Raw genomic sequence first — 23,035 nt, forward strand, 5'->3', positions numbered from 1 at the left:
AGTCAACGTCACGACGAGTCTAGTTGCGATGGAGGACGCAACCCCCGAGAGCGGTGATTCTGCACGTTTTATCCACACTTGCAATAACCTTTGCCCCACCATGAAAACTCTCCCCTATAGGCAACTATCATCTCTTGTTGCCGCCTCGTTGACGTTTGCGCTGGTGACGGGCCTGGCCCCGGCCGGCGCGTCCGCCGCACGGACCATCGCGCCCTCCGCCTCGCAGCAGGTCGCGCCGGTCACCGGGACGACGTCGGGTACGACCACCCCCTCCAGCTCCGCCGCCCCCGCCAGGGAGCAGGCACCCCCGCGCGGCCGGGCCGCCGCGACGGCCAGTCCCCTTTACCGCACCGGCACCCTGCCCACCATGCGCTGCCAGGCCGGACAGATCCGCGCGGGGAGCGCGGCCTCCTACCGGACCTTCGTGACCAAGCTCATCCGCTGCCTGAACCTTGCCTGGAAGACCCAGTTCAGGAAGACCAACCTGGGGTTCTCCCACCCGAAGCTCCGTTTCTCCACCACCAAGGTGAACACCCCCTGCGGCCGGTGGCCCAGCAGCGCCGGGGGACTGTACTGCTCCAGCAACCGCACCATCTACATCGGTGTCACGCGTGATGTCCTGAAGAACGCCCACCCGGCCAACCACGCCCAGTTCATCGCCCACGAGTACGGCCACCACGTGCAGCGCCTCGCGGGCATCATGGACTACTACGGCCGCAGCATCTGGCGCGCCTCCTCGTCCACCAAGCTGGCCTTCTCCCGCCGCCTCGAACTGCAGGCCGACTGCCTGGCCTCCGCCTTCCTGCGCCAGGCCGCCGACGACCTGCCGGTCGAGCAGGCGCAGTGGGAGGCGATGGTCAGCTGGGTCAGCGCCAACGGGCACAAGAACTGGCCCAAGAACGACCACGGCAAGGGCCGCAGCCAGGCCTACTGGATGGAGCGCGGCTTCAACGCGGGCTCCCCGTCCGGCTGCAACACCTGGACGGCCCCGGCCGGCCGCGTCGCCTGAGCCGCCCGACCCGTCGCCCGATCTCCGGCACGCCTCACGTCGCCTGACCTCCGGCACGAAACCGCGATATGCGGCCGCGCTTTCCAAGCGTGGCCGCATATCCGCTTTACCCCCCCTTTCACCTCCCCTAGGGTTGAGGATCATGCGCATCCCCCTTATCGCACTGCTCTCCGGCGTGCTCGTGAGCACCCTGCTCGCCGGTACGGCGGGCGCCGCGGTCACCACCGGACGACTCGCGCCGGTACCCACGGGCCAGGCCGCCCTGACCGCCAACCCGATCTACAAGACGGGCAAGCTCGAACCGGATGCCTGTCCTGAGCAGCCGGTCTACAACGACGACCTGGACACCGCCGAGACCTATCTCAGCTTCGCTCTGGACTGCCTCAACGAGGGCTGGGAGTACCAGTTCTCCAAGGCGAAACTGCCGTTCTCCAAGCCCAGGTTCGCGGTCACCACGCGCATCGGCGTCCCGACCGGCTGCGGCAAGTTCCCCAAGGGCGCCCAGGCGGTCTACTGCTCGCTGAACAAGAAGATCACCTTCTACCTCGACAAGGGGATCCTCTCCCAGGCGACCGAGCTGTTCCTGCTGCAGACCCTGGCCCACGAGTACGGCCACCACGTCCAGCAGCTCTCGGGGATCCTGCCCACGGTCTTCAAGCGGAAGTACAAGAACGACAAGGCGTACCTGCCCGAGCTGCGCAAGGTCGAGCTCCAGGCCGAGTGCCTGAGCGGCGCCTTCATCGGCAGCATCTGGCGTTCCCTCGGCCGCCGCGAGTCGGACTTCAGGTACGTCCTGAACGCCGCCTACAGCACGGCCAGCCACGGTACGACCAAGAGCATCGCCTACTGGGTGACCCGCGGCTTCCAGCAGGAGACCCCCGGCGCCTGCAACACCTTCTCCGCCCCCAAGTCCAGGGTCGCCTGACCCCCGCCCCTCCAACCCCCGATCTCCCCCCGATCTCCTGATTTCCGCGACCACCCGCCGCCGTCCCACGGACGCGCGACGGGTGGTCGTTCTTTCCACCCGGTGTAAGTCGCATCCCCCCGGGGGGGGTACAGGACTCATCCCGGCCCGGCGCGAGCGGTCTCCCCCGAAACGCGAACACGAGTGGCGACCGCCTCGTGACGTTGGGTAATCTGGCGACGCCGACCGAACATCCCTCCCCGTGAGCTCCCTCCACGCCACGGAACCAGGCTCGGTCCCCCCGCTGGTCGACGGCAAGGAGAAAGACGGACATGAACACCACAGACATTCGCCTGCGCGTCCTGGAAACGGACGTCGCCAAGCTCCGCCTGGAGAACGAGGAGAGCAAGGTGATCAACGCCGGGATCTTCGAGGTCCTGACCGACCTGCGAACGGAGATGTCTGGAATCCGGACAGACATGGACAAACTCCGAACCGGGCAGGACGAGCTGCGCGCCGGGCAGGACCAGCTGCGCACCGAGATGCGGACCGGGCACGCCGAGCTCCGCGCCGAGATGCGAACCGGGCACGCCGAGCTCCGCGAGGAGCTCTCCGTGGTCAAGCGCTCCGTCGGCAACCTGGAGCTCTCCATGAAGCGCGTCGAGGGTGACGTCGCCGAGCTCAAGGCCGGTCACATCGAGCTGCGCAACCTGGTCGTCGGCCTCGTGAAGTAACCCCGCGCCGTCGGCACCCACGGTCCCGGGTGCCGACGGCGCGACATCCCACGGATCGCCGCAGCCCCAAACGGTCCATACCTACTCAAAGCACAACCCCGGCCACCATAGACCGCACCACGAAGATTAGAAGTCATAAATTTCTCGAAGAGATTTTGACGATAATCCTCTTTATCAGCCCTATCGCCGGATCCGGGTCAGAAGAATGTTTTATCCCACCGGTCTGTCACTAACGCCAACATGGCTTCAGGGAATCCTGAGCCCACTCGTTGCAAACCCGCATCGCCATAGAAGTAGATGAAGCCGTCTTCGCCAAGAAGAACCGCATCGCAAGTTTCAAAAGCTTCACCGATGGGCCACAGCTTGACTCCGGCTCTTTTCTGAGCCTCCGCCACCCACCCCGGATACACCCCCACAGCAACGGCTACGTCCGTAGTCAACTCAGGTTCGGCGCCGAAGTATGCGCCAGGAAATATGAATCGCATGTTGGAGTAGCGAGATATGAAATCCTCCAAAAGGCCACCAACCTCCCAGCCTTTTCTCGCATATCTCGCAACGACCTCTTCCGCATTAAATTCATACTGCCTTACCCAGAGGCAGTGAGAGATGACCTCCCGCATCACAGAAGAGTGGTTTTCCAAGTTCAACAACATGACCACCTTCTAACCCGTGTGAACATGTCCCACGGTGTCACCGAACCAGGCGCTGCAGTTCGGGCACATTTTGAATCGCTCACCCTTCTGGTTAACCGTTACGGCATCCATTTTCGATAGATCCGCCATGCTCTTTTCGTCACCCAAAGCCCGCGAACAGAGATTCGCCTCAGCGCAAAGGTCTGCCGGCCTTCCACTCCTGTGCCGACTCGGGTTCGGCAGGAGAGCTGAAATTTCTGGACGAACCGGCTCGTCACTACCGCTTTCGCCATAGTAAACCTTCCCGTCATCGGTTCGCCCGGCACTGACAGCTCCAGGCATATGGTCCCGACGCCCAGCCTCGAACTCGCATTTTATTCTATTCATCTCATCTCCAGCCAACCGCATCAAGTCATCTTTGATCCCGTCGTTGTGAACGAGAATCGCCTGATCACCGACGACAACGTGATACGTGTGCAGGTCGTCGACCGTCAGGTTGTGGACTCGCTGGACGGCGGTCCGCTTCTCGATCGCGGTGATCTGGACGTGGGTGCCCGCTGAGGTGCGCAGCCACATGCCCGGTTTGAGGTCGCCGGCGTTCACCCACTCGCGCTGGGACGGGACCCAGAACGGGTGCTCGTCCGTGGCGGTGACGACGTCGGCGGCGTCGCCGCGGGGGCCGTCGAGGTCGATGGTGACGCGGACCAGGTCCTTGACGCCGTCGCCGGTGATCAGGGTGGTGACGGGCCTGGCCCCGGTGACGCCGGAGGCGGGGTCGGTGGCCGCGACGTGGTCGCCGACCCTGACGTCCTCGATGGCCCTGGTGGAGCCGTCGGCCATCAGGACCCGGGTGCCGGGCACGAAGCTGTTGGGCTTGCGCCCGCGGTCGCACGAGCCCCCCGCTCCGGGGAGGTCCACGGGCAGGTCGGGGGCGACCTCGTCGATGATGTCGTCGACGAGGTCCTCGGTGGTGTTCTCGACGAGGTCCTCGACGACGTCCTTCACGCAGGCCTTGAAGCTGCCGCAGAACTCGATGCCCAGGTCGACCGGCTCGGCGCTGCCGATGTCGCCGGCGTCACCGCCTATCTCGATGGAGATCTCGTTCTTCTGCTGCTGCTTCGACTTGGTCGACTTGCCCTTGGCCTTCGCCTTCTTGGCCGCCTTCTTGGTGGACTTCGCGACCTTCTTCGCGACCTTCTTGACCGCCTTCTTGGTGGACTTGGCGGTCTTCTTGGCGACCTGCTTCGCCGCCTTCTTGGCGGCCTGCTTGGTCACCTTCTTGCCGACCTGTTTACGGGCCTGCTTGATGCCCTTCTTGACGGCCTGTTTGACGCCCTTCTTTATCCCCTGCTTGGCGGCCTTCTTCGCGCCCTGTTTCGCGGCCTGCTTGGCTCCCTGCTTGGCGGCCTGCTTGGCGCTCTGTTTCGCGGCCTTCTTCGCGGCCTGTTTGGCGGCCTGCTTGGCGGCCTGCTGAGCGGCCCGCTTGGCCGCCTCGGCGGCGATCCGCTTGGCGGCCTCCGCCGCGAGCCGCTTGGCGGCCTCGGCGGCGATCCGCTGCGCGATCTGCCGGGCGATGATCTGCGCCGCGATCCGCGCGGCGTGGAACAGCAGCGGGATGCAGAACGGGCAGTTCCCGGTCGGGTCGTCGAGCGACATCGGGTCGCCCATGGCGTAGGTGTAGCGGTTGAGGTTGATCGACGGGTACGGGCTCAGCGTCACGTCGTCGCGGGAGGCGAACCCGCCGGTGCCGGGCACGTACCAGCGGGCGTGCATGTTCACCTTGCCGGTGACCGGGTCGGTGTACTCCCCCTGGTAGCCCAGCCTGGCGGCCGTCCCGGTCCTCGCCGTCACCTCGCCGTACGGGTCGTAGGCGGTGGAGTCGACCAGCGCGGTGCCCGAGAAGGTGCCCACCAGGTCACCGTGCTGGTCCGACATCACCCCGACGGCGGCGGCGCTCCCCTCCTTGAGCCCGAGCAGGCCGCCGGACGGGTCCCGGCCGTACCTGGCCTGGACGGCGCCCGCCCCGTCGGTCACCGCGACGATGTCGTTCTCCAGCCCGGAGTAGGCGAAGTTCTCCGTCGAGCCTCCCCGCGTACGGGAGGCCAGGCGGCCGAGACCGTCGTAGGCGTAGGTGGCGTCCCCGTCGGCGACCAGCCGGTCGAAGGCGTCGAACGTCAGGTTCCTGGTGACCCCTCCGGTGGTCTCGGTGGCCAGCGTGCCGCGCGGCGTGTAGGTGTAGTCCGTCCCGCCGCCCGAGGTCACCCGGTTGCGCTGGTCGTAGACGAAGGTCTCGCTCCCGGCGCGCGTCCGGTTGCCCGAGGCGTCCCACTCGTAGGTGGTGACGTTCCCGTTCGGCGCCTTCCACGAGGTCATCCGCCCGGCGTGGTCGTAGCCGTAGGTGTTGGCACCGGCGCCGGCCGTGCCGGTCGTCGTCTTGGAGACGAGGCTGTCGTCCTTGTTCCAGCCGTAGGTGATCTTCGCGATCTCGGTGCCGGAGGAGTTCCTGAGCGAGTGGCTGGTGATGCGGTCCATCGCGTCGTATCCGAATGCCTGCGTCGTCCTCGGTGTCGCCGAGGTCAGCGAGGTCAGCCGGTCGGCGTCGTCGTAGCCGTAGGTGAAGGAGCGTCCCGTCACGGGTTCGCCCGCCGTCTTCAGGCGGTCGTCGACGTCCCAGCCGAAGGTCGCCGTCCCGGACGGGTCCACCCGCTGGGTCACGTTGCCCGTGTCGTCGTAGGCGAAGGCGGCCACCTGGGTGGTCCCCTTGGAGACCTTGGTCAGCAGTCCCCTGTCGTCGTACTCCAGGTTGTAGTCGCCGATGGCGGTGTCCCGCCCGGCCAGGTCGTAGCCGTAGACGCGCACCGGCGTGGCGGCCTGCGTGCCCGTGCCGGTCTCCTTGGTGAGCCGCCCGAGGTGGTCGTACTCCCTGTCGACGCGGACCCCGCCGGGCTGCACGACGGCGGTGGTGTTGCCGGCCGCGTCGTAGTGGGTGGTCCACGTCCGGTCGGCCGCCGCGGGGTGCGCCTGCGTGACGGGCTCGATCACCGACTCCGGCAGGCCGAGGTTGTTGTAGGCCGTCCAGACCGTGTTGCCCCGCCCGTCGGTGCTCCGGGTCATCTCGCCGTTCGCGTCGTACCCGAACGTGGTCGTGATCGAGTCGGTGGCCGTGACCGGTTCCACCAGCTCGACCATCGCCCCGGTCGCGTCGTACGAGCGCCGCACGACCCGGCCCTCGCCCGAGGTCTCGGTGACCGGGTTGCCCGCCACGTCGTAACCGGTGCCGAACGTGCGCTGCACCGCTCCGGAGTCGTTGAGGTCCTTGACCGCGGTCTCCCTGCCGGCCAGGTCGTACTCGGTGACGGAGGCGTTCTCGAGGGGGTCGGTGACCTTGACGGTACGGCCGGCCAGGTCGTACTCGTACCGGGTCACCTTGTCCAGGGGATCGGTCTCGGAGATGACCTCCCCGGCGGGGTTGTACTTGTATTCGAAGACTCGCCCGCTGCCCGGCAGGGTCTCCTTGACCTTGTTGCCGGACTCGTCGTACTCCATCCGGGTGATCAGCGTCTTCTGCGTGGGCTTGCGTTCCACGATCGTCGCGGTGATCTGGCGGCCGAGGTCGTCGTAGGTCGCCTGCGTCCGCGCGCCCAGGGGGTTGACGCTCGTCAGCAGCTCACCCGCGGTGTCGTACTCGTAGGTCCACTGGCCGCCCGGCTGGCCGTTCGGCCCCGGCTCGGTCACGCGCACCCGGTTGTCCAGCGCGTCGTACTCGGTGCTCCACACCGATCCGCGGGCGTCGGTGTACTTGGTGACCCTGCCGGCGGCGTCGTAGGCGTAGCTCGTCTTCGGGGTCAGCGTGCTGCCGCCGGGCGGGGTGTAGGCCGCGCCCGTCACCGAGGTGGTGCGCCCCAGCCGGTCGAAGGCCTTCGTGGTGGTCCGGCCCTCAGCGTCGACCGAGTGCGTCCTGCGGCCCGCGCTGTCGTAGCCGTGCCTGAGGGTCGGGCGGGCGTCGGCCACCGCCCCGGCCTTCTCCACCTTGACCTGCGGTGCCTTGACCTCGACCAGCTGCTCGGCCGTGTCGTAGCGGTAGGTGGTGGTGAAGTCGGCCGCGTTCGCGCCCGGCACGTTGCCCCGCGGTTCGGTCATCGCGACGACCAGGCCTCGGTCGTCGACCGTCCAGGAGGTGACGATGTCCTGCGCGCCGTTCTCCACCGTCCTGCGCGTCAGCAGGTCGTCGACGTTGTAGGCCGCCTCGGTCACCTCCGAGCGGGTCGTCCCGGCGGCGGTCGACGTCTCCTTGATCACGTTGTCGTTGGCGTCGTAGACGTAGGCCGTCTTACGGGCCAGTCCCTGGGGATCGAACGTCTCGGAGGTGAGGCGGTCGGCGGCGTCGTAGACGTAGACGGTCTCCTCGGCCCCGTTGCCGGTGCGCTGCCTGGTGAGGTTCCCCGCCGCGTCGTAGGTGTTGTCCTCCAGGACCACGTCCCAGGGGTCGGTCCCGCCGTTCAGCCTGACGTCGTCGGCGATGATCTGGGCCGGGGAGTCGTCGGGGAAGTAGGTGCGCGACAGCTTGCGGCCCATCACGTCGGTCCTGGTGGCCAGGCGGCCCTCGGGGTCGTAGGTGAAGGACTCCAGGACCAGGTCCCTGGGGGTCTGCGGGTTGACCGGGCTGCCCCGCCAGTTCTTCAGGGTGCGCGAGGTCAGCTCGCCCCGCACGCTGTAGGCGTAGCTCAGGACGTTGCCCAGCTCGTCGGTCGTTCCGGTACGCGCGCCGGTGTGGTCCCAGCCGTGCCGGATCACCCCGCCCTCGGCGCCGGTGATCGTCTCCACCCGGCCGTAGGTGTCGTAGGTGTAGGCGACCTTGCGCTCGGGGTCGTTCCCGGTGAGGTCGACGACGGTCTCGCTCAGCTTGAGGCCGTCGGCGTCGTACGCCGAGCGCGTCTCGGTGGTGTGCGTGACACCGGTGACCTCGTTCCTGACCCCGGCCCCGGTGTGGGTCACCAGACGGCCCGCGCCGTCGTAGGCGAACCTGGTCGTGATGCCGGCGGGGTTGGCCTGCGACACCTCCTTCCTCGACGTGACCCTGCCCAGCGCGTCGTGTCCGTACGTCGTCACCAGGTTCGACGGGTCCTTCTCCTCCGCCAGATCGCCGGAGACGGTGTAGCGGTAGGCGGTCTCGTTGCCCTTGGCGTCCTTCTCCGACTCCAGCAGCCCCGCGGGGGTCAGGCCGCCGCCCACGGCGGGTTCGGTGCCGTCGGTGTAGGTGTACGTCGAGGACCGGCCGTTGGGGAAGTCGGGGGTCGCGGGGGTCGTCTCCTTGAGCAGTTCGCCGAAGGCGTCGAACTCCCAGCGGGTCGCGTAGGTGTCGTCGGTCTCCGACGCCGACCTGCCGTCACGCGAGACGACGAGCTGGTCGTTGCGGGCGTCGAACTCGTTGGCGGCGTTCAGGTAGTAGGAGTTGTACTCCGTCGTGCACGGGAAGGGGCTGCTCCAGTCGGTGCCGCACCGCGCCTCGAAGATCCGGTTACCCCGCTTGTCGTGCGCGAAGTAGGAGTACTCTCCGTTGCGGTCGATCTCCATGAACGGGAAACCGCCCTCGTCGTACTCGGTGACGCTCTTCTTGCCGAGCTGGTCGGTCTCGGAGACCAGGCGGTAGCCGCGCAGCGCGTCGTGCTCGTAGAGGAGCTTGCCGTTGTGCGGGTCGGTGACCGTGACCACCGACATGCCGGTCTCCGGGTTGAACACCGGCACACCGACCTGCCAGGCGCCTCCGTGCTGGTCGGTGTGCGTCTTGATCCGCTCCGTCGCGGCGTCGTAGACATTCTCGGCCCACACCCGGCCCGACGGCAGAGTGATCTTGGCGAGCTTGTACGGCACCGCGGTGCGGGCGGCGGTGTAGTGCGCGGTGACCTGCGCGGCGGAGAGCGGCGTGTCGTAGAGGGCGAACTCGTCGATCTGGCCGTTGAAGGGGAACCTGACGGGCTCCCCGGACTGAGGCGTCGCCGGCCACTGGTCCGCGATGAACCCGTTGCCCACGGTGGCGTTCGGCAGCCAGCTGTTGTCCGCCTTGCGGGCGAGGGTCCCGACCTGCTGACCGTCGAGGTAGAGCGTCTGGGTCTGCCCGGTCGCCGACAGGACGACATGGTGCCACTGGTTGTTGTTGACCGCGGCGGCGGAGGTGATGGGCGAGATGACGTGGGCGTCGTCCCTGCCGGTGCGGAACTGGCCGCGGAGCCTGCCGTCGGTGCCCACGTAGATCGTGGGCTCGGTGACACCGAACCATTCGGCCATGTTCTCCTGAAGCGACAGGACGATGCCGTGGGAGGCGGTCTTGAACCACGCCTCGACCGCCAGGTCGGAGCCGAGCCTGGGGACGGCGAACTTAGGAAGCTTGACCTCGCTGACGTTCTCGTCCGCCGAGGAGAAGGTGGCCGCGCCGTTGCCCGATCCGGTGAGCGCCCCGGTCTGGCCGAGGGTCACCCCCTGGTAGTCGGCGCTGCCCGCGGCCCAGCCCAGGCCGGTCGCCGTGGTGGTGGGCATCCCCTCGCACTCCTCGGGGTAGAGCTCGCAGAAGGGATCGGGCGGGCCCGTCGGCTCGGGCCTCGGAACGGTCGGGGGCTCGCCGAACCGCCAGTACCCGGCGGGGTCGGCGTCCTGGATCACGCTCTGGTACTGCGAGCCGGAGCCGTAGGCGTACGAGGTGCAGTTGGGCGCCGCGACCGGCGAGCACGCCTTGACGAGCTTGCCCGCCTCGTACTGGTAGGTCCAGGTGAGCGGGGCGCCGTCGACGGGGTCGGTGGAGACGGAGGTGACCTGGGCGCCGGTCCAGGTGAACGTCAGTGACCTGCCGCCGTCCGCGACAACCCTGGCGAGCCTGCCGTCGCCGCCGTAGGTGAGGTTCTGGGCCCGTCCCCTGCTGTCGCTGACCCTGGTCAGCCGGCCCGTCGCGTCGAAGGCGTAGGAGGTGGAGGACTTGTCCATCAGCCGCCAGCCCCCGCCGGTGACCGCCGCGAGCGTGGCGTGCATGCCGGGTGGCGCCTGGAAGGTCCCGTCACCGTTGGGGGCGAACCGGAGCCTGCGCCCGTCCGGGTAGGTGACCAGCAGGGCGGTGCCCCCGTCGAACGGCTCGGTTCTGATCCCCATGTCGAACCTGGTCGACCAGCCGGCGCCGAACATCCCGCTGGTGCGGGGGTCCTGGCTGTTGTAGGAGCGCGTCACGTTGAGCTGGGGACCGGCGGTCTTGACCGACGCGTCCACGAAGGCCGTCGTGTAGTTCCCTGCCAGCTGGTGGAACTCCTGGCCGTTCGCCCCGCGCGCGGTGAGCTGGGAGGTGATGCCGTGCTGGCGGACCCCGGTGGTGAAGGTCAGCTGCTCCGAGCTCGCCTGCACGTTTCTGGTGGTGTCGGTGGCGTTGAAGGACCAGATGTAGTTCTTGCCCCACGCGAGCCGGCCGGCGGGCACCCGGATGGTGTTGACCCCGGCGGGCTGGAGCCCCGACGACCAGCACCAGTCCTCCTCGTCGGGAGGGATGGGGAAGGGGAACTCGCCCGGTTCCTCCTCGAAGCTCCGGCAGACCTCGAAGGCGTAGCGCAGCGGGGTGTAGCCGCTGTCGTACGAGACGGCGTGGGCCACGAGCAGCGGGGTCAGCGAGGAGACCGAGGCCCCGTCGTCGGGGAACATGTCCACGATCTCGGGGGTGAACGGGTCCCCGCCCCCGCCTCCGCCGACGGCGCAGGGCCCCTTGTCCGTCCACTGGAAGCTGCCCGGCGCCGTGCCTCGCACCGGCCAGAAGGCGACCCAGTCGTGACCGTTGTAGGAGACGGTGTCGCCCGAGGCGTAGGTCACGAAGCTCGACCAGGCGGAGTGCAGGCAGTCGGCCGCGCCGGAGGCGGCGGCCTTCGGCGAGGTCTCCGCTGATTTCTCCTGCTTCTTCGGTGTGCCCGTCCGCTTCTCCGGCCGGCGCTCCGCCGGTCGCCGATGGAGGGGGCGCGAGTCCGGGCGCAGCGCCCTCTTGGGCCACCTGGGCTTCACCGCGGGACCGGCCGGCCTGTCCGGCTTCGCCATGGTCGCGCTCGCGTCCGTGAGGGTGGGACGGCCCTGTGCCGACCCCGTCATCTGCACCGGGGCGACCGGTTGCACCGGGGGTGCCGGTTCCGCCCTGGCGGGTTCCGCGGTCAGCTGGATCAGTCCGGGGACGGCGAGGAACAGCGTCACCATCACCGCCCAGCGCAGCAGGCGAGCGTTTCCGAGCAGCCAAGCAGAACGGCCCATGTGCCGTCATCCTCCGACCCGTCGACAATCAGGGAGCCCTGTTCGGTCGCGCGAGACCGCCAGGCGAGGATGCCTTACAGCAAGTTCCCAGCCCGCTCACAAATGATCGTCAGGAATGTAACCCGCTCCCCCCATAAGTCACAAGTGCTGCTTGAGCTATCAAAGGCCTCAAACATGCATAATTCACCACAAGTCAGCAAATTTCATTATTAAAAGCACATGGCCGGATGTGGTCAGAAGCAGATGCGCACAGAGGGGTTGTGGGATCGGAGACCGGGAACCGCGCGGGGTCAGGAGCCCGCGCGGGCGAGGACCTCGAGAGGGTCGGCGAGGACCTGGGAGAAGGCCAGCTCGGCGGCGCCGACGAGAGTGGCGTCATCGCCGAGGGCCGAGGTGCGCAGGCGCAGCTGCTCGCGGCACGGGGGCAGGGCGTCGAGGGCGAGACGGCTGCGGACCTGCGCGGCGGAGCCGAGATAGATCTCCCTGAGTGTGCCCCCGAAGACGACCATCTCGGGGTTGAACAGGTTGACGAGGTTGGAGACGCCCAGGCCGAGCCAGTCGCCGACGCGGCTCAGGGCCGCCTGCGCGACGACGTCTCCCCGGTCGGCGGCGTCGACCGCGGCGCGGACGGCGTCCCTGCCGACCCGGGAGCCGAAGCGGCCCGCGGCCTCCAGGAGGGCGCGCTCCCCGACCTCCGCCTCCAGACAGCCGTGCGAGCCGCACCCGCAGAGCCGTCCCTTGTCAGGGTTGACGATCATGTGCCCGACCTCGCCGCCGAAGCCCAGGTGCCCGCCGAGCAGCTGGCCGTTGACGATCACTCCCCCGCCGATGCCGACGTCGCCGTGGAGGTAGACGAGGTCGCGGCAGCCGACGCCGACGCCCCTGGTCTGCTCGGCGAGGGCGGCGAGGTTGGCGTCGTTGCCGACGGTGACCGGCAGGCCGAAGGCCAGCCGCCGGGTCATCTCGTCGGCGAACGGCACGTCGTCCACGGTGACCATGTTGGGCCCGAACCTGACGACCCCGTCGCCGCGTCCCACTCCCCCGGAGAAGGCCGCCGCCACCCCGACGCACACCGTGTCGGGCCGGGTCCTGCGGTGCATCTGCCGGGCGAAGGCGGCGAGCGGGCCGACGATCTCCTCCAGGGAGAAGTCACCGCGCCGCCGTACCGTCTCGCGGCGGTCGAGGATGGTGCCGCCCAGGCCGACGCGGGCGGCGACCAGCCGGTCGACGCCCACGTCGAGGGCGAACACGTAGACCCGCGCCGACTCCGGGCGGACCACCAGGGACGGACGCCCGGCCCTGCCCGTCTCCCTGGGGAGCTCCTCCCTGACCAGCCCCGCGGCGGTCAGATCGGCGGTCAGCGCCATGATGGTGCTGCGGTTGAGGCCCATCCGGTTGGTGAGTTCCGCACGCGAGGTGGGGCCGCTCAGATGGACGTGCCGGAGCAGGGCCCCAAGGTTGTGACGCCTGATCTCCTCCTGGGAGGGGCCTGCCCGCATGACGTGATGTTCCTTCGGTGGATCGGAGTCGCTGATCACCTTAGACCAGTGGCGGCCGCCCGCTTGCGGGACAGCGCGTCCACCATGGCGGCCAGCAACAGGACCGATCCGGTCACCATGAACTTCACTCCGGAGCTGTAGCCCATCAGGCCCATGCCGTTCTCGATGACCGCGACCACGGCACCGCCGAGGATGGCGTCCAGCACCCGGCCCTTGCCACCGAACAGGCTGGTTCCGCCGATGACGGCGGCGCCGACCGCGTAGAGCAGCACGTTGCTGCCGCCGGTGTTGGGGTCGACCGAGCTGGCCCGTGAGGCGGCGATGATGCCGCCGACCGCGGCCATGGAGGAACAGATCACGAAGGCACTGATCTTCATCCGGTCGACGTTGATGCCCGCCCGGCGCGCGGCCTCGGCGTTGCCGCCGACCGCGTACAGGTGACGCCCGTACGCCGTGCGGCGGAGCACGAACGTCAGGATCAGCAGCAGGACCACGATGATGGGCACCACCAGCGGCACGCCCGCCAGGGAGACGACGGCGACGTTGCGGCTGCGCTCGATGTTGAGGAAGTAGACGGCGAGACCGCCGAGCAGCGCGAGGGCGCCGACCCTGACCGCGATCAGCGAGAGCGGGTCGGAGGTGAGGCCGCGGGAGGCGCGCTTGCGGGAACGCAGCAGCTGGAGGCCGGCGTAGGCGGCGACGCCCACGACCAGCAGGATCCAGCCCAGCGTGGGCGGGAGGTTCTTGTTGGCGATCGACAGGATGGTCTCGTCGCGGATGGCGATGATGGTGCCGCCCTTGACGAGCAGCAGGACCAGGCCCTGGAAGGCGAGGAAGGCCGCGAGCGTCACCACGAACGACGGGATGCCGAGTTTCGCGACGATGGAGCCGATCGCGGTGCCGATCACCACGCCGGTGAGGATCGCCGCGCCCACCGCCACGTACCAGGGCAGTCCCTGGCTGCTGAGCATGATCGCGAGCACCGCCGCGCAGACGCCGCTGGCGAAGCCCGCCGACAGGTCGATCTCGCCGAGCAGCAGCACGAAGACCAGGCCCATGGCGATCACGGTGACCGCGGCGCCCTGGGTGAACAGGTTGGCGAAGTTCCCCGCGGTCAGGAAGGAGGGACGCAGGATGGCGAAGATCGCGCAGAGCACCACGAGGCCGAACACCGCGGGCAGCGCGCCCATGTCGCCGCCGCGTACCCTCTCGGCGTAACCCCGGACGTTGGTCCTGATCGAGGGTGCCTCGTGTACGGTCTTCGGCGAAATCGTGGCGGTCATACGGTGACTCCGTTGGTGAGGCCGAGGTCCCCGCTGCGGCCGGAGGTGATCAGTTCGACGACCTGCGCGTGGGTGACGTCCGAGGTCTTGACCTGGGCCGCCATCCGGCCGAGGTAGAGGGTGGCGATCCGGTCGGACACCGCGAAGACGTCGTTCATGTTGTGCGAGATCAGGACGACGGCCAGGCCCTGGTCGGCCAGGCGCCGGACCAGTTCCAGCACCTGCGCCGTCTGGGCGACGCCGAGGGCGGCGGTCGGCTCGTCGAGGATGACGACCTTGCTGTTCCACAGCACGGCCTTGGCGATGGCCACCGTCTGGCGCTGGCCGCCGGAGAGGCTGGCGACGAGCTGGCGGATGGACTTGACGGTCCTGACCGACAGGCTCTCCAGGGTCCTGGCCGCCATCTCCTCCATCGTGTCCTCGTCGAGGACGATGCCGCGCTTGTGCTCGCGGCCGAGGAACATGTTCTGGACGATGTCGAGGTTGTCGCAGAGCGCGAGGTCCTGGTAGACGATCTCGATGCCCAGGTCGGCCGCGTCGCGCGGGCTGCCGATCTGGACGGGCTTGCCGTCGAAGAAGTACTCGCCGGAGTCGATCGCGTGGATGCCTCCGACGCACTTGACGAGAGTGGACTTGCCTGCGCCGTTGTCGCCGACCAGCGCGGTCACCTCTCCGGCGTATGCGGAGAGGGAGACGTCGTGCAGGACCTGTACGGGACCGAAACTCTTGTCGATCCCGCGGAGTTCCAGTGCGGGGGTCATGGGGTTGTGCTCCCTGTGTTCATTTCGCGCGGCGAAGCTCGCGCGGCTCGGGCGCCTGCGGGCGGCGTCCCGCCCCGCGACGCCGGGAGACGCCCACCTGCCGCGTCTCCCGGCGTCACAGGGTGAGGTGTGCCGCGATCGAGCGCGAGGGGGCGGCCGGCCGGGGGGAACGACCGGCCGCCCCCTCCGCGCCTTACTGGATTCCGGCCTCGGTGCACTTGGCGGCGAACTCGCCGGTGCACAGCTCGTCCTTGGTCACGAAGCCGTCGGCGACGACGTCCTTGACGCTGTCGAAGAAGATCGGCTGCGGGTCGAGGAGGACGGAGGGCACGTCGGCGCCGCTCTCGGTGTCCTTGACCGTCCCGGTCGCCGCGGGCTTCTCGCCCTTGGCCAGGCCGATGGCGAGCGCGGCGGCCGCGTCGGCCTCCTTCTTGATCGCCTTGTAGACGGTCATGCACTGGTCGCCGGCGAGGATGTTCTGCAGGCCCTGCACGGTGGCGTCCTGGCCGGTGACCGGGACCTTGCCGTTCAGGTTGTTCTTCTTCAGGACCGAGATGGCGGCGTTGCCGAGACCGTCGTTGGCGGCGAGGACGCCGGCGATCTTCGGCTGCTCGGTGAGCATCTGCTCGAAGATCGTGCCCGCCTGGGTGTTGTCCCACTCGGGGACGGACTGGTCCGGGCCCTTGACGTACTCGCCGGAGTCGTACTTGGCCTTGAGCACACCGTCGTAGCCGTTCTTGAACAGCGTGGCGTTGTTGTCGGTCGGCGAGCCGTTGAGCTCGGCGACGATCGGCTTCTCGGCCTTCTTGTCGGTCAGGCACTTCACCAGGCCCTCGCCCTGCAGGGTGCCGACCTTGGTGTTGTCGAAGCTGACGTAGTACTGGGCGCCGCCGTTGAGGGTGAGGCGGTCGTAGTCGATGGTGGCCACGCCCTGCGCCTTGGCCTTGTCGAGCACGGCCTTGCCGGTGCCGCTGTCGAGGTTGACGATCATCAGGACCGTGGCCCCGTTGGTGATCATCTGGTCGGCGATGGTCTGGAACTGGGTCTTGTCACCCTGGGCGTTCTGGATGTCGTAGGCGACACCCGCGGCCTTGAAGGCCTCCTCCAGATACTTGCGGTCCGCGGTCTCCCAACGGGCGGAGGACTTGCTGTCGGGAAGGATGACGCCGACCTTGCCCGCGGCCGCCGCGCTCTCCGTGGGGGCGGCACCGCTCGAGGCGCTGGTTTCGGGGCTGTCGCTCCCGCAAGCGGTGAGGCCGAGGGTCATCGCCGCGGCGGCGGCGGTAAGGCTGAGGATCCCCTTGCGCATGGTGCACGGGTCCTTTCTTCGAAATTGGGGGGTACGGACGTGCGGCATGCCGAATTCGCGGGTAAGGCTCTGCCGGGTCTCGGCTCACCGTTCCGTTGAATGTTGTTTGCGGCAACGTATTCCGCCGTTGGCCTGGAGCGCCAGACCCTCCATAGGTAAAGTTTGTTGTGGCCGGTAACAATCCAGAAACGCGCCCTTAACCGTCCCGGGTCCGACCGGCCTTTCACCGTTGCTTGTGAGTGTGCTGTGGTGAGCGCGCTCTCAGGCAGCTTCCGGCTTGCGCCGGAGCGTTCCCCGTTTCCGGGGTTCCCGTTTCGCCGGTGCGCGCCCGGCACGGGTGCCGGGTCCTACCGCTCCTCCACGGGCGTTTCGCGTCTCCCCGCGACTCTGGGCGACGTCGGCCGCGAGCGCGGCCAGATGGAGCGCGGCATTGAGATCCCGCCCCAGAGCAAGGCCGCACCCGGCGCAGGTGTAGGTGCGTTCGGACAGGGCGAGCTTGGCTGTCACCGCGCCGCAACCCGAACAGGTCTTACTACTGGGGAACCACCGGTCGGCGACGACGAGCCTGCCGCCGCTCCATGCGGTTTTGCAGGACAGTTGCCGCCGCACCTCGGCCAGGCCCGCGTCGGAGATGGCGCGGGCCAGGCTGCGGTTGGCGAGCATCCCGGAGATGGTGAGGTCTTCGACCACGACCGTGCCCCAGGTGGCCGCCAGGCGGCTGGTGAGCTTATGCAGGCCGTCGCGCCGCTGGTTGGCCACCCGCGCGTGTGCCGTGCCCAGCGCGGCCTTGGCCGTGGCCCAGCGGGCGGAGGCCTCGCGCCTGCCGCCGTCGGGGGTGCGTGGCCCGGTTCGGCGGGCGAGCTGCTTGTTCAACCGGCGCAGCCGCTTGAGCGCCGAGCGGTGATGCTTAGGATTGGCGACGACCTCGCCGGTGGACAGCACCGCGAGGTCCTTGACCCCGAGATCCACCCCGACCACGGCGCCCGGCCGGGCCGGGGCGCGGTCGGGGCGGTCGAGCTCGCAGGTGAACGCGACGAACCACCGTCCCCCCTCACCGCGGACGGTGGCCGACAGGATCCGCCCCGTGCCGCGCTCCAGATGCCGGGCGAGTTTCCGGGTCGACTCGCCCGTGCGGATCGTCCCCAGGCGGGGCAACGTCACGTGACGGCGGTCGGCCCCCACCCGGATCGCTCCGGTGGTGAACCGGCACGAAGGGGCGGCGCGGTGCTTGGACCTGAACCGGGGAAACCCCATCTTCGGCCCCTTGCGGGCGCCGTGACGCGAAGCCGCCCAGTTCCTCAGCGCCCGCGCCACCCCGTCCAGACCGCTGGTATAGGCCTCTTTGGAGTGCTCGGCCCACCACGGCGCGACGTCGCCCTTGGCGGTGTTCCACGCCCGGCGCAGGCCGTACAGCGACCACGCCACCTCGGTCAGGTGTTCATCGGGCACCCCGTAGGACTGCTCGGCCGCACGCTGGTCCATCGCGGCCTTGACGTGGGCCAGGCCCCAGTTGAAGGCGAATCGCGCCGCGCCGCAGTGGGAGGCGAGCAGGCGCGCCTGCTCGGGGGTGGGGTCCAGGGCGTAGCGGTAGGCCTGGTGAACTCGCATCAACCCTCCCCCTCACGGTACGTCGCCGACCGTCAACGTAGCGTAGGAGTCATGATCAACGACTACCCGACCGGCGAACAGACCCACGCCCGCCTCGGGAGCGCAGGAAGCCGCAGACGGAGCCGGTGGCCTTGCCGGCGGTGGCAGTGGCGGTGGAGGCGGGCACGCCGAGGAAGACGCCTGCGCCGAAGACACGCGGGCGTACCCCACGGTGGCTGCGCCGTGCGAGGCGAGGGGATCGACGTCTGCGACCAGGATCAGCCGCCCGACCTTACGAGCGGGCACAGGCCAGGCGCCTTCCCGATGACCACCGGTAAGCGGTGATCGGGTGGACACCCCGCGCCTTAACCCACCCTTTCACGATCACTCACACATCCTGATACACGCTCCACCACCAACTGCTTCCAACCCCCGCGGTTACCGGGATCGCGGCTTTGAGCTGCCTTTTTCCCGGCGCGGTGCGGCGCTCCCCCCGCCCGCCCCGGCCCCTGCCCGGCACCGCCCTTCGGAAATCCTCAGGATTCCGGGGCATCGGGACGCGCGAAAGTCTCCGGAAAGCACGGAACCGCCCGGCGGGATGGTGTCCCGCCGGGCGGTTCTCGTCTGGGGTGTGCCCCCATGCGGGCGAGGCTTACGTGCGGCCTCGCCCCCCTGCTCAGCTCTTGGCGAGCAGGGAGCGCAGGACGTACTGCATGATGCCCCCGTGCCGGTAGTAGTCGGCCTCTCCGGGGGTGTCGATGCGCACGACCGCCTGGAACTCCTTGCCGTCGGCCCGGACCGTCACGGTCTGCGGGACGCCGCCCTCGTTGAGGGCCTCGACGCCGACGACGTCGAAGGTCTCCTCGCCGGTCAGGCCCAGCGACTGCGCCGTCTCGCCCTCGGGGAACTGCAGCGGCAGCACGCCCATGCCGATGAGGTTGGAGCGGTGGATGCGCTCGTAGGACTCGGCGATGACGGCGCGGACGCCGAGCAGCGCGGTGCCCTTGGCCGCCCAGTCGCGCGAGGATCCCGAGCCGTACTCCTTGCCGGCCAGCACCACGAGCGGGATGCCCGCGGCCTGGTAGTTGGCCGAGGCGTCGTAGATGAAGGACTGCGGCCCGCCGTCAAGGGTGAAGTCGCGGGTGTAACCGCCCTCCACGCCGTCGAGCAGCAGGTTCTTCAGCCGGATGTTGGCGAAGGTGCCGCGGATCATGACCTCGTGGTTGCCCCGGCGCGAGCCGTAGGAGTTGAAGTCCTTGACCCCGACGCCGTGCTCCTTGAGGTAGTCGGCGGCGGGAGTGCCGACCTTGATCGCGCCTGCCGGGGAGATGTGGTCGGTGGTGACCGAGTCGCCCAGCTTCGCGAGCACCCGGGCACCGGAGATGTCGGTCACCGGCTGCGGCTCCGGCGGCATGCCCTCGAAGTAGGGGGCCTTGCGGACGTAGGTCGAGTCCGGGTCCCACTCGAAGGTGTTGCCGGTCGGGATCGGCAGCGAGCGCCAGGTCTCGTCGCCCTTGAACACGTCGGCGTAGTCGTGCAGGAACATCTCCTGGTCGATCGAGGAGGCGACGACCGCCGCGATCTCCTCGGGCGCCGGCCAGATGTCGGCGAGGAACACCGGCTCGCCGTCCGAGCCCACGCCCAGCGGCTCGTTGTTCAGGTCGAGGTCCATGGTGCCCGCGAGGGCGTAGGCGACGACCAGCGGCGGCGAGGCCAGGTAGTTCATCTTGACGTCGGGGTTGATCCGGCCCTCGAAGTTGCGGTTGCCGGACAGCACGGCGGTGACCGCGAGGTCGTTCTCCTGGATGGCGGCGGAGATCTCCTCCTGCAGCGGGCCCGAGTTGCCGATGCAGGTGGTGCAGCCGTAGCCGACCAGGTTGAAACCGATCTTGTCGAGGTACGGCTGCAGGCCGGAGCGCTCGAAGTAGCCGGTGACGACCTGCGAGCCGGGGGCGAGCGAGGTCTTGACCCACGGCTTGCGGGTCAGGCCCTTCTCGACCGCGTTCCTGGCGAGCAGCGCGGCGCCCATCATGACGTACGGGTTGGAGGTGTTGGTGCAGCTGGTGATCGCGGCGATGGTGACCACGCCGTGGTCGATCTCGAAGTCGGTGCCGTCGGCCAGGGTGACCCGCACGACCTTGTGCGGGCGCTCGCCGTTGAGGCCGGCCGGGTGCGGCTTGTCGCCGTTGTCGTCGTGGGAGACCGCCGGGGAGTCGGAGGCCGGGAACGACTCGCCGGACGCCTCGTCGAGCGGGCCCTGCTCGCTCGACACGTAGTCCTTGACGGCCGCGCGCCAGGCGCTCTTGGCGTCCGACAGCGCGATGCGGTCCTGGGGCCGCTTGGGGCCGGCGATCGACGGGACGACCGTGGACAGGTCCAGCTCGATGTACTCGGAGAAGACCGGCTCCTCGGCCTCGGGGTCGAGCCACATGCCCTGGGCCTTGGCGTAGGCCTCGACCAGGGCGACCTGCTCGGCGGGACGGCCGGTCAGCGTGAGGTAGTCGGTCGTCTGGCCGTCGATCGGGAAGATCGCGCAGGTCGAGCCGAACTCGGGGCTCATGTTGCCGATCGTGGCCCGGTTGGCCAGCGGCACGCTGGAGACGCCGTCGCCGTAGAACTCCACGAACTTGCCGACGACGCCGTGCTTGCGGAGCATCTCGGTGATCGTGAGCACCAGGTCGGTGGCGGTGGCCCCGGCGGGGAGCTTGCCGGTCAGCTTGAAACCGACCACGCGCGGGATGAGCATGGAGATCGGCTGGCCGAGCATCGCGGCCTCGGCCTCGATGCCGCCGACGCCCCAGCCCAGGACACCGATGCCGTTCTCCATGGTGGTGTGGGAGTCGGTGCCGACGCAGGTGTCCGGGTACGCGGCCAGCACCGTCTTGCCGTCGATTTCGACGTTTCGCGTCATCACGACGCGGGCCAGGTGCTCGATGTTGACCTGGTGCACGATGCCGGTGCCCGGCGGGACGACCTTGAACTCGTCGAAGGCGGTCTGGCCCCAGCGCAGGAACTGGTAGCGCTCGCGGTTGCGCTCGTACTCCCTGTCGACGTTGCGCTGGAAGGAGTCGGCGCCGCCGAAGAAGTCGACGATGACCGAGTGGTCGATGACCATCTCGGCCGGGGCGAGCGGGTTGATCCTGGCGGGGTCGCCGCCGAGGTCGCGGACGGCCTCGCGCATGGTCGCCAGGTCGACGACGCACGGGACGCCGGTGAAGTCCTGCATGATCACGCGGGCCGGCGTGAACTGGATCTCCACGTTCGGGGCGGCCTTGGGGTCCCACTGGCCGATCGCACGGATGTGGTCGGCGGTGATGTTCGCGCCGTCCTCCGTGCGGAGAAGGTTCTCCAGAAGGATCTTCAGGCTGTACGGGAGACGTCCCGACCCCTCCACGGCGTCCAGCCGGTAGATCTCGTACTCCGCGTCACCGACGCGGAGCGTGTCACGACTGCCGAAGCTGTTCGCGGACACGGTTCGCCTCCCTCATCACCTGATGTCTGGCGCGCCGGCACATAGGGCGCGATTGAATCCTGCCGCACCGCCCGAGCGCCCCGAACTGTTAGGTCTGCCTAACTTCCAGGCCACCCACAGGTTGCAGCGGATGTCTCGATATCAAGATATCCCTCCGGGTATCTCGACATCAAATTACTCCTCAGTATGATCACTGCGGAGCGAGGCGGAGGTACAGCAGCCCGAGAACGACGACGGAAAGTACCGGGGCGAGAAACTTCTGCTCGAAGGCCCGGCCCGTCTTGATGCCGATCTTCCACGGCAGCAGCCACTTCTGCCGCATCGGCCAGAGCACCGGACAGCCCTTCTCGGTGCAGCAGTCGCCCACGACGTGGGTGAGGCACCCGATCGCGACCGCGAGCCCCAGCCAGGCGTATTCCACGTTGTCGCTGCGGAACACCACGAACAGCCCGGCCGTCATGCCGACGTTGAGCATCGCCGAGGCGAACTTCTTGCCCGGGATGCCGATGCCGATCGCCCGCAGCGCCAGGCCGATGAGCAGGATCACCAGGATGTCGCGGCCGATCGGATAGGTGTTGGCCAGGTAGTGCGCGCCGAAGCCCGTCGCGATCGCGAACACCAGCGAGTGGGTGGCGTTGCGGTGGCCTCCGGCGAGCCACGAGACCGCCTTGCTCAGCCCCCAGGTGACCGGCCCGAACGTCTGCGCGATCGTCGCGCTCGGATGGTCGAGGTCGGGCAGCATCGCGGCACCGGCGCAGATGATGGCCCCGGCGACGAACTCGGCCGGGTTGAGCGCGTTGACCATGACACCGGTCTCGATGAACCTGGACGTCTCGGTCAGCAAGGGCAGCGCGGCCAGCGCGGGCGCCACCCCCAGCCAGGCGATCGCCCCTGTCAGCGCATGCGTATGCCCCATCATCGGTCAAAAACCCCCATCAAGATCACCTCGGGAGACTGTACGTCAAAGCCTCCTCCAGATGGAGGACCGTGCCATTTCACGCCATCGGCGTGTCGCGCGGGCAAGACGGCCCCGTCGCGTGCGTACTGATCGTTTCCGGCCGACTCCAGGGTCGCCCGAGGGCGACGACGGTCCGCTTCGATCTTCCCGTCCCTTCACGAGAGGTGCCTGTCATCCGAATCTTCCTACGGATGGGGAACGGATGGAACGGGCGAATGGTGCCTGGGACGGCGGCCCGGGAGCGTCTCGGCGGAGTGATCACCCTCACGGGGCGGGCCTGGAGCGGGAACCCTCCGGGGGTCGTCACCGGAAGGCCAGGACGCGAACCCGGGAGGGTCGCGATCAAGAAGGGACGTGCGAAAACGTGGAGAAACGACAGACGGGACCGTTCCGCGCCGAAAGCACCCCCCAGCCCTTCCGGCGCGGAACGAATCCCGTCTACGTCCTTTGTAACGTGCAGGTCTCAGTACTTGTTCCAGAATCCGGCAAGAATTACGTGATCTGCCTCACTTCTACTCAGAGTGATGATCTATTACTCTCCGCGACAGTCGTCGAAAAGGTGCGGAGGGCGGCGAAGCGAGGCCTCGGGGCCCGTGCCGGGTCACCCGCTCGGTGACTCCCG

12 protein-coding genes are annotated in these 23,035 nt (G+C 68.5%); 3 read left to right on the top strand and 9 right to left on the bottom strand.

The annotated features are described in order from the left end of the window. The first annotated feature begins 163 nt into the window (after window positions 1-163). The 3 genes from ACTOQ1_RS03240 to ACTOQ1_RS03250 all read left to right on the top strand — a co-directional run bounded on the left by ACTOQ1_RS03240 (window position 164) and on the right by ACTOQ1_RS03250 (window position 2,647). Window positions 164-1,009: a neutral zinc metallopeptidase gene (locus tag ACTOQ1_RS03240; protein ID WP_440064284.1), complete on the top strand. Its 846-nt coding sequence runs from the start codon at window positions 164-166 to the stop codon at window positions 1,007-1,009. A 142-nt stretch (window positions 1,010-1,151) separates the two neighbouring features. Beyond that, a complete protein-coding gene (locus tag ACTOQ1_RS03245) occupies window positions 1,152-1,934 on the top strand; it encodes a neutral zinc metallopeptidase (RefSeq protein WP_440064286.1) in 783 nt (260 codons plus the stop codon). A gap of 311 nt (window positions 1,935-2,245) precedes the next feature. Beyond that, entirely contained in the window at window positions 2,246-2,647 is a 402-nt protein-coding gene (locus tag ACTOQ1_RS03250) for a hypothetical protein (protein WP_440064287.1), read from the top strand. A 197-nt stretch (window positions 2,648-2,844) separates the two neighbouring features. Here the strand turns inward: ACTOQ1_RS03250 and ACTOQ1_RS03255 are convergent, their stop codons facing one another. The 9 genes from ACTOQ1_RS03255 to ACTOQ1_RS03295 form a co-directional block, all read right to left on the bottom strand. Further along, window positions 2,845-3,300 (bottom strand): hypothetical protein, encoded by a 456-nt coding sequence (locus ACTOQ1_RS03255; RefSeq protein WP_440064289.1) that lies wholly within the window; start codon window positions 3,298-3,300, stop codon window positions 2,845-2,847. Between the two features lie 9 nt (window positions 3,301-3,309). Next, window positions 3,310-11,544, bottom strand: a complete 8,235-nt coding sequence (locus ACTOQ1_RS03260) for a polymorphic toxin-type HINT domain-containing protein (RefSeq protein ID WP_440064291.1) — start codon at window positions 11,542-11,544, stop codon at window positions 3,310-3,312. 290 nt (window positions 11,545-11,834) lie between these two features. Beyond that, complete coding sequence (locus ACTOQ1_RS03265; RefSeq protein WP_362681183.1) at window positions 11,835-13,043, bottom strand: ROK family transcriptional regulator; 1,209 nt, start codon at window positions 13,041-13,043, stop codon at window positions 11,835-11,837. A 35-nt stretch (window positions 13,044-13,078) separates the two neighbouring features. Further along, entirely contained in the window at window positions 13,079-14,326 is a 1,248-nt protein-coding gene (locus tag ACTOQ1_RS03270; RefSeq protein WP_440064292.1) for a sugar ABC transporter permease, read from the bottom strand. Next, window positions 14,323-15,087, bottom strand: a complete 765-nt coding sequence (locus ACTOQ1_RS03275; RefSeq protein WP_362681189.1) for an ATP-binding cassette domain-containing protein — start codon at window positions 15,085-15,087, stop codon at window positions 14,323-14,325. The genes ACTOQ1_RS03270 and ACTOQ1_RS03275 overlap by 4 nt, the downstream gene beginning before the upstream one ends. A gap of 193 nt (window positions 15,088-15,280) precedes the next feature. Continuing rightward, window positions 15,281-16,396, bottom strand: coding sequence for a sugar ABC transporter substrate-binding protein (locus ACTOQ1_RS03280; protein WP_440064293.1), 1,116 nt, complete (start codon window positions 16,394-16,396; stop codon window positions 15,281-15,283). A gap of 261 nt (window positions 16,397-16,657) precedes the next feature. Then, a complete protein-coding gene (gene tnpB / locus ACTOQ1_RS03285) occupies window positions 16,658-18,004 on the bottom strand; it encodes an IS607 family element RNA-guided endonuclease TnpB (protein ID WP_440064294.1) in 1,347 nt (448 codons plus the stop codon). Between the two features lie 655 nt (window positions 18,005-18,659). Next, entirely contained in the window at window positions 18,660-21,455 is a 2,796-nt protein-coding gene (gene acnA, locus ACTOQ1_RS03290; protein WP_440064295.1) for an aconitate hydratase AcnA, read from the bottom strand. A gap of 190 nt (window positions 21,456-21,645) precedes the next feature. Beyond that, window positions 21,646-22,371: a metal-dependent hydrolase gene (locus ACTOQ1_RS03295; protein WP_440064296.1), complete on the bottom strand. Its 726-nt coding sequence runs from the start codon at window positions 22,369-22,371 to the stop codon at window positions 21,646-21,648. Window positions 22,372-23,035: the final 664 nt, after the last annotated feature.

It is taken from the genome of Streptosporangium sp. OZ121 (genome assembly GCF_051918885.1).
Lineage (GTDB): Bacteria > Actinomycetota > Actinomycetes > Streptosporangiales > Streptosporangiaceae > Streptosporangium.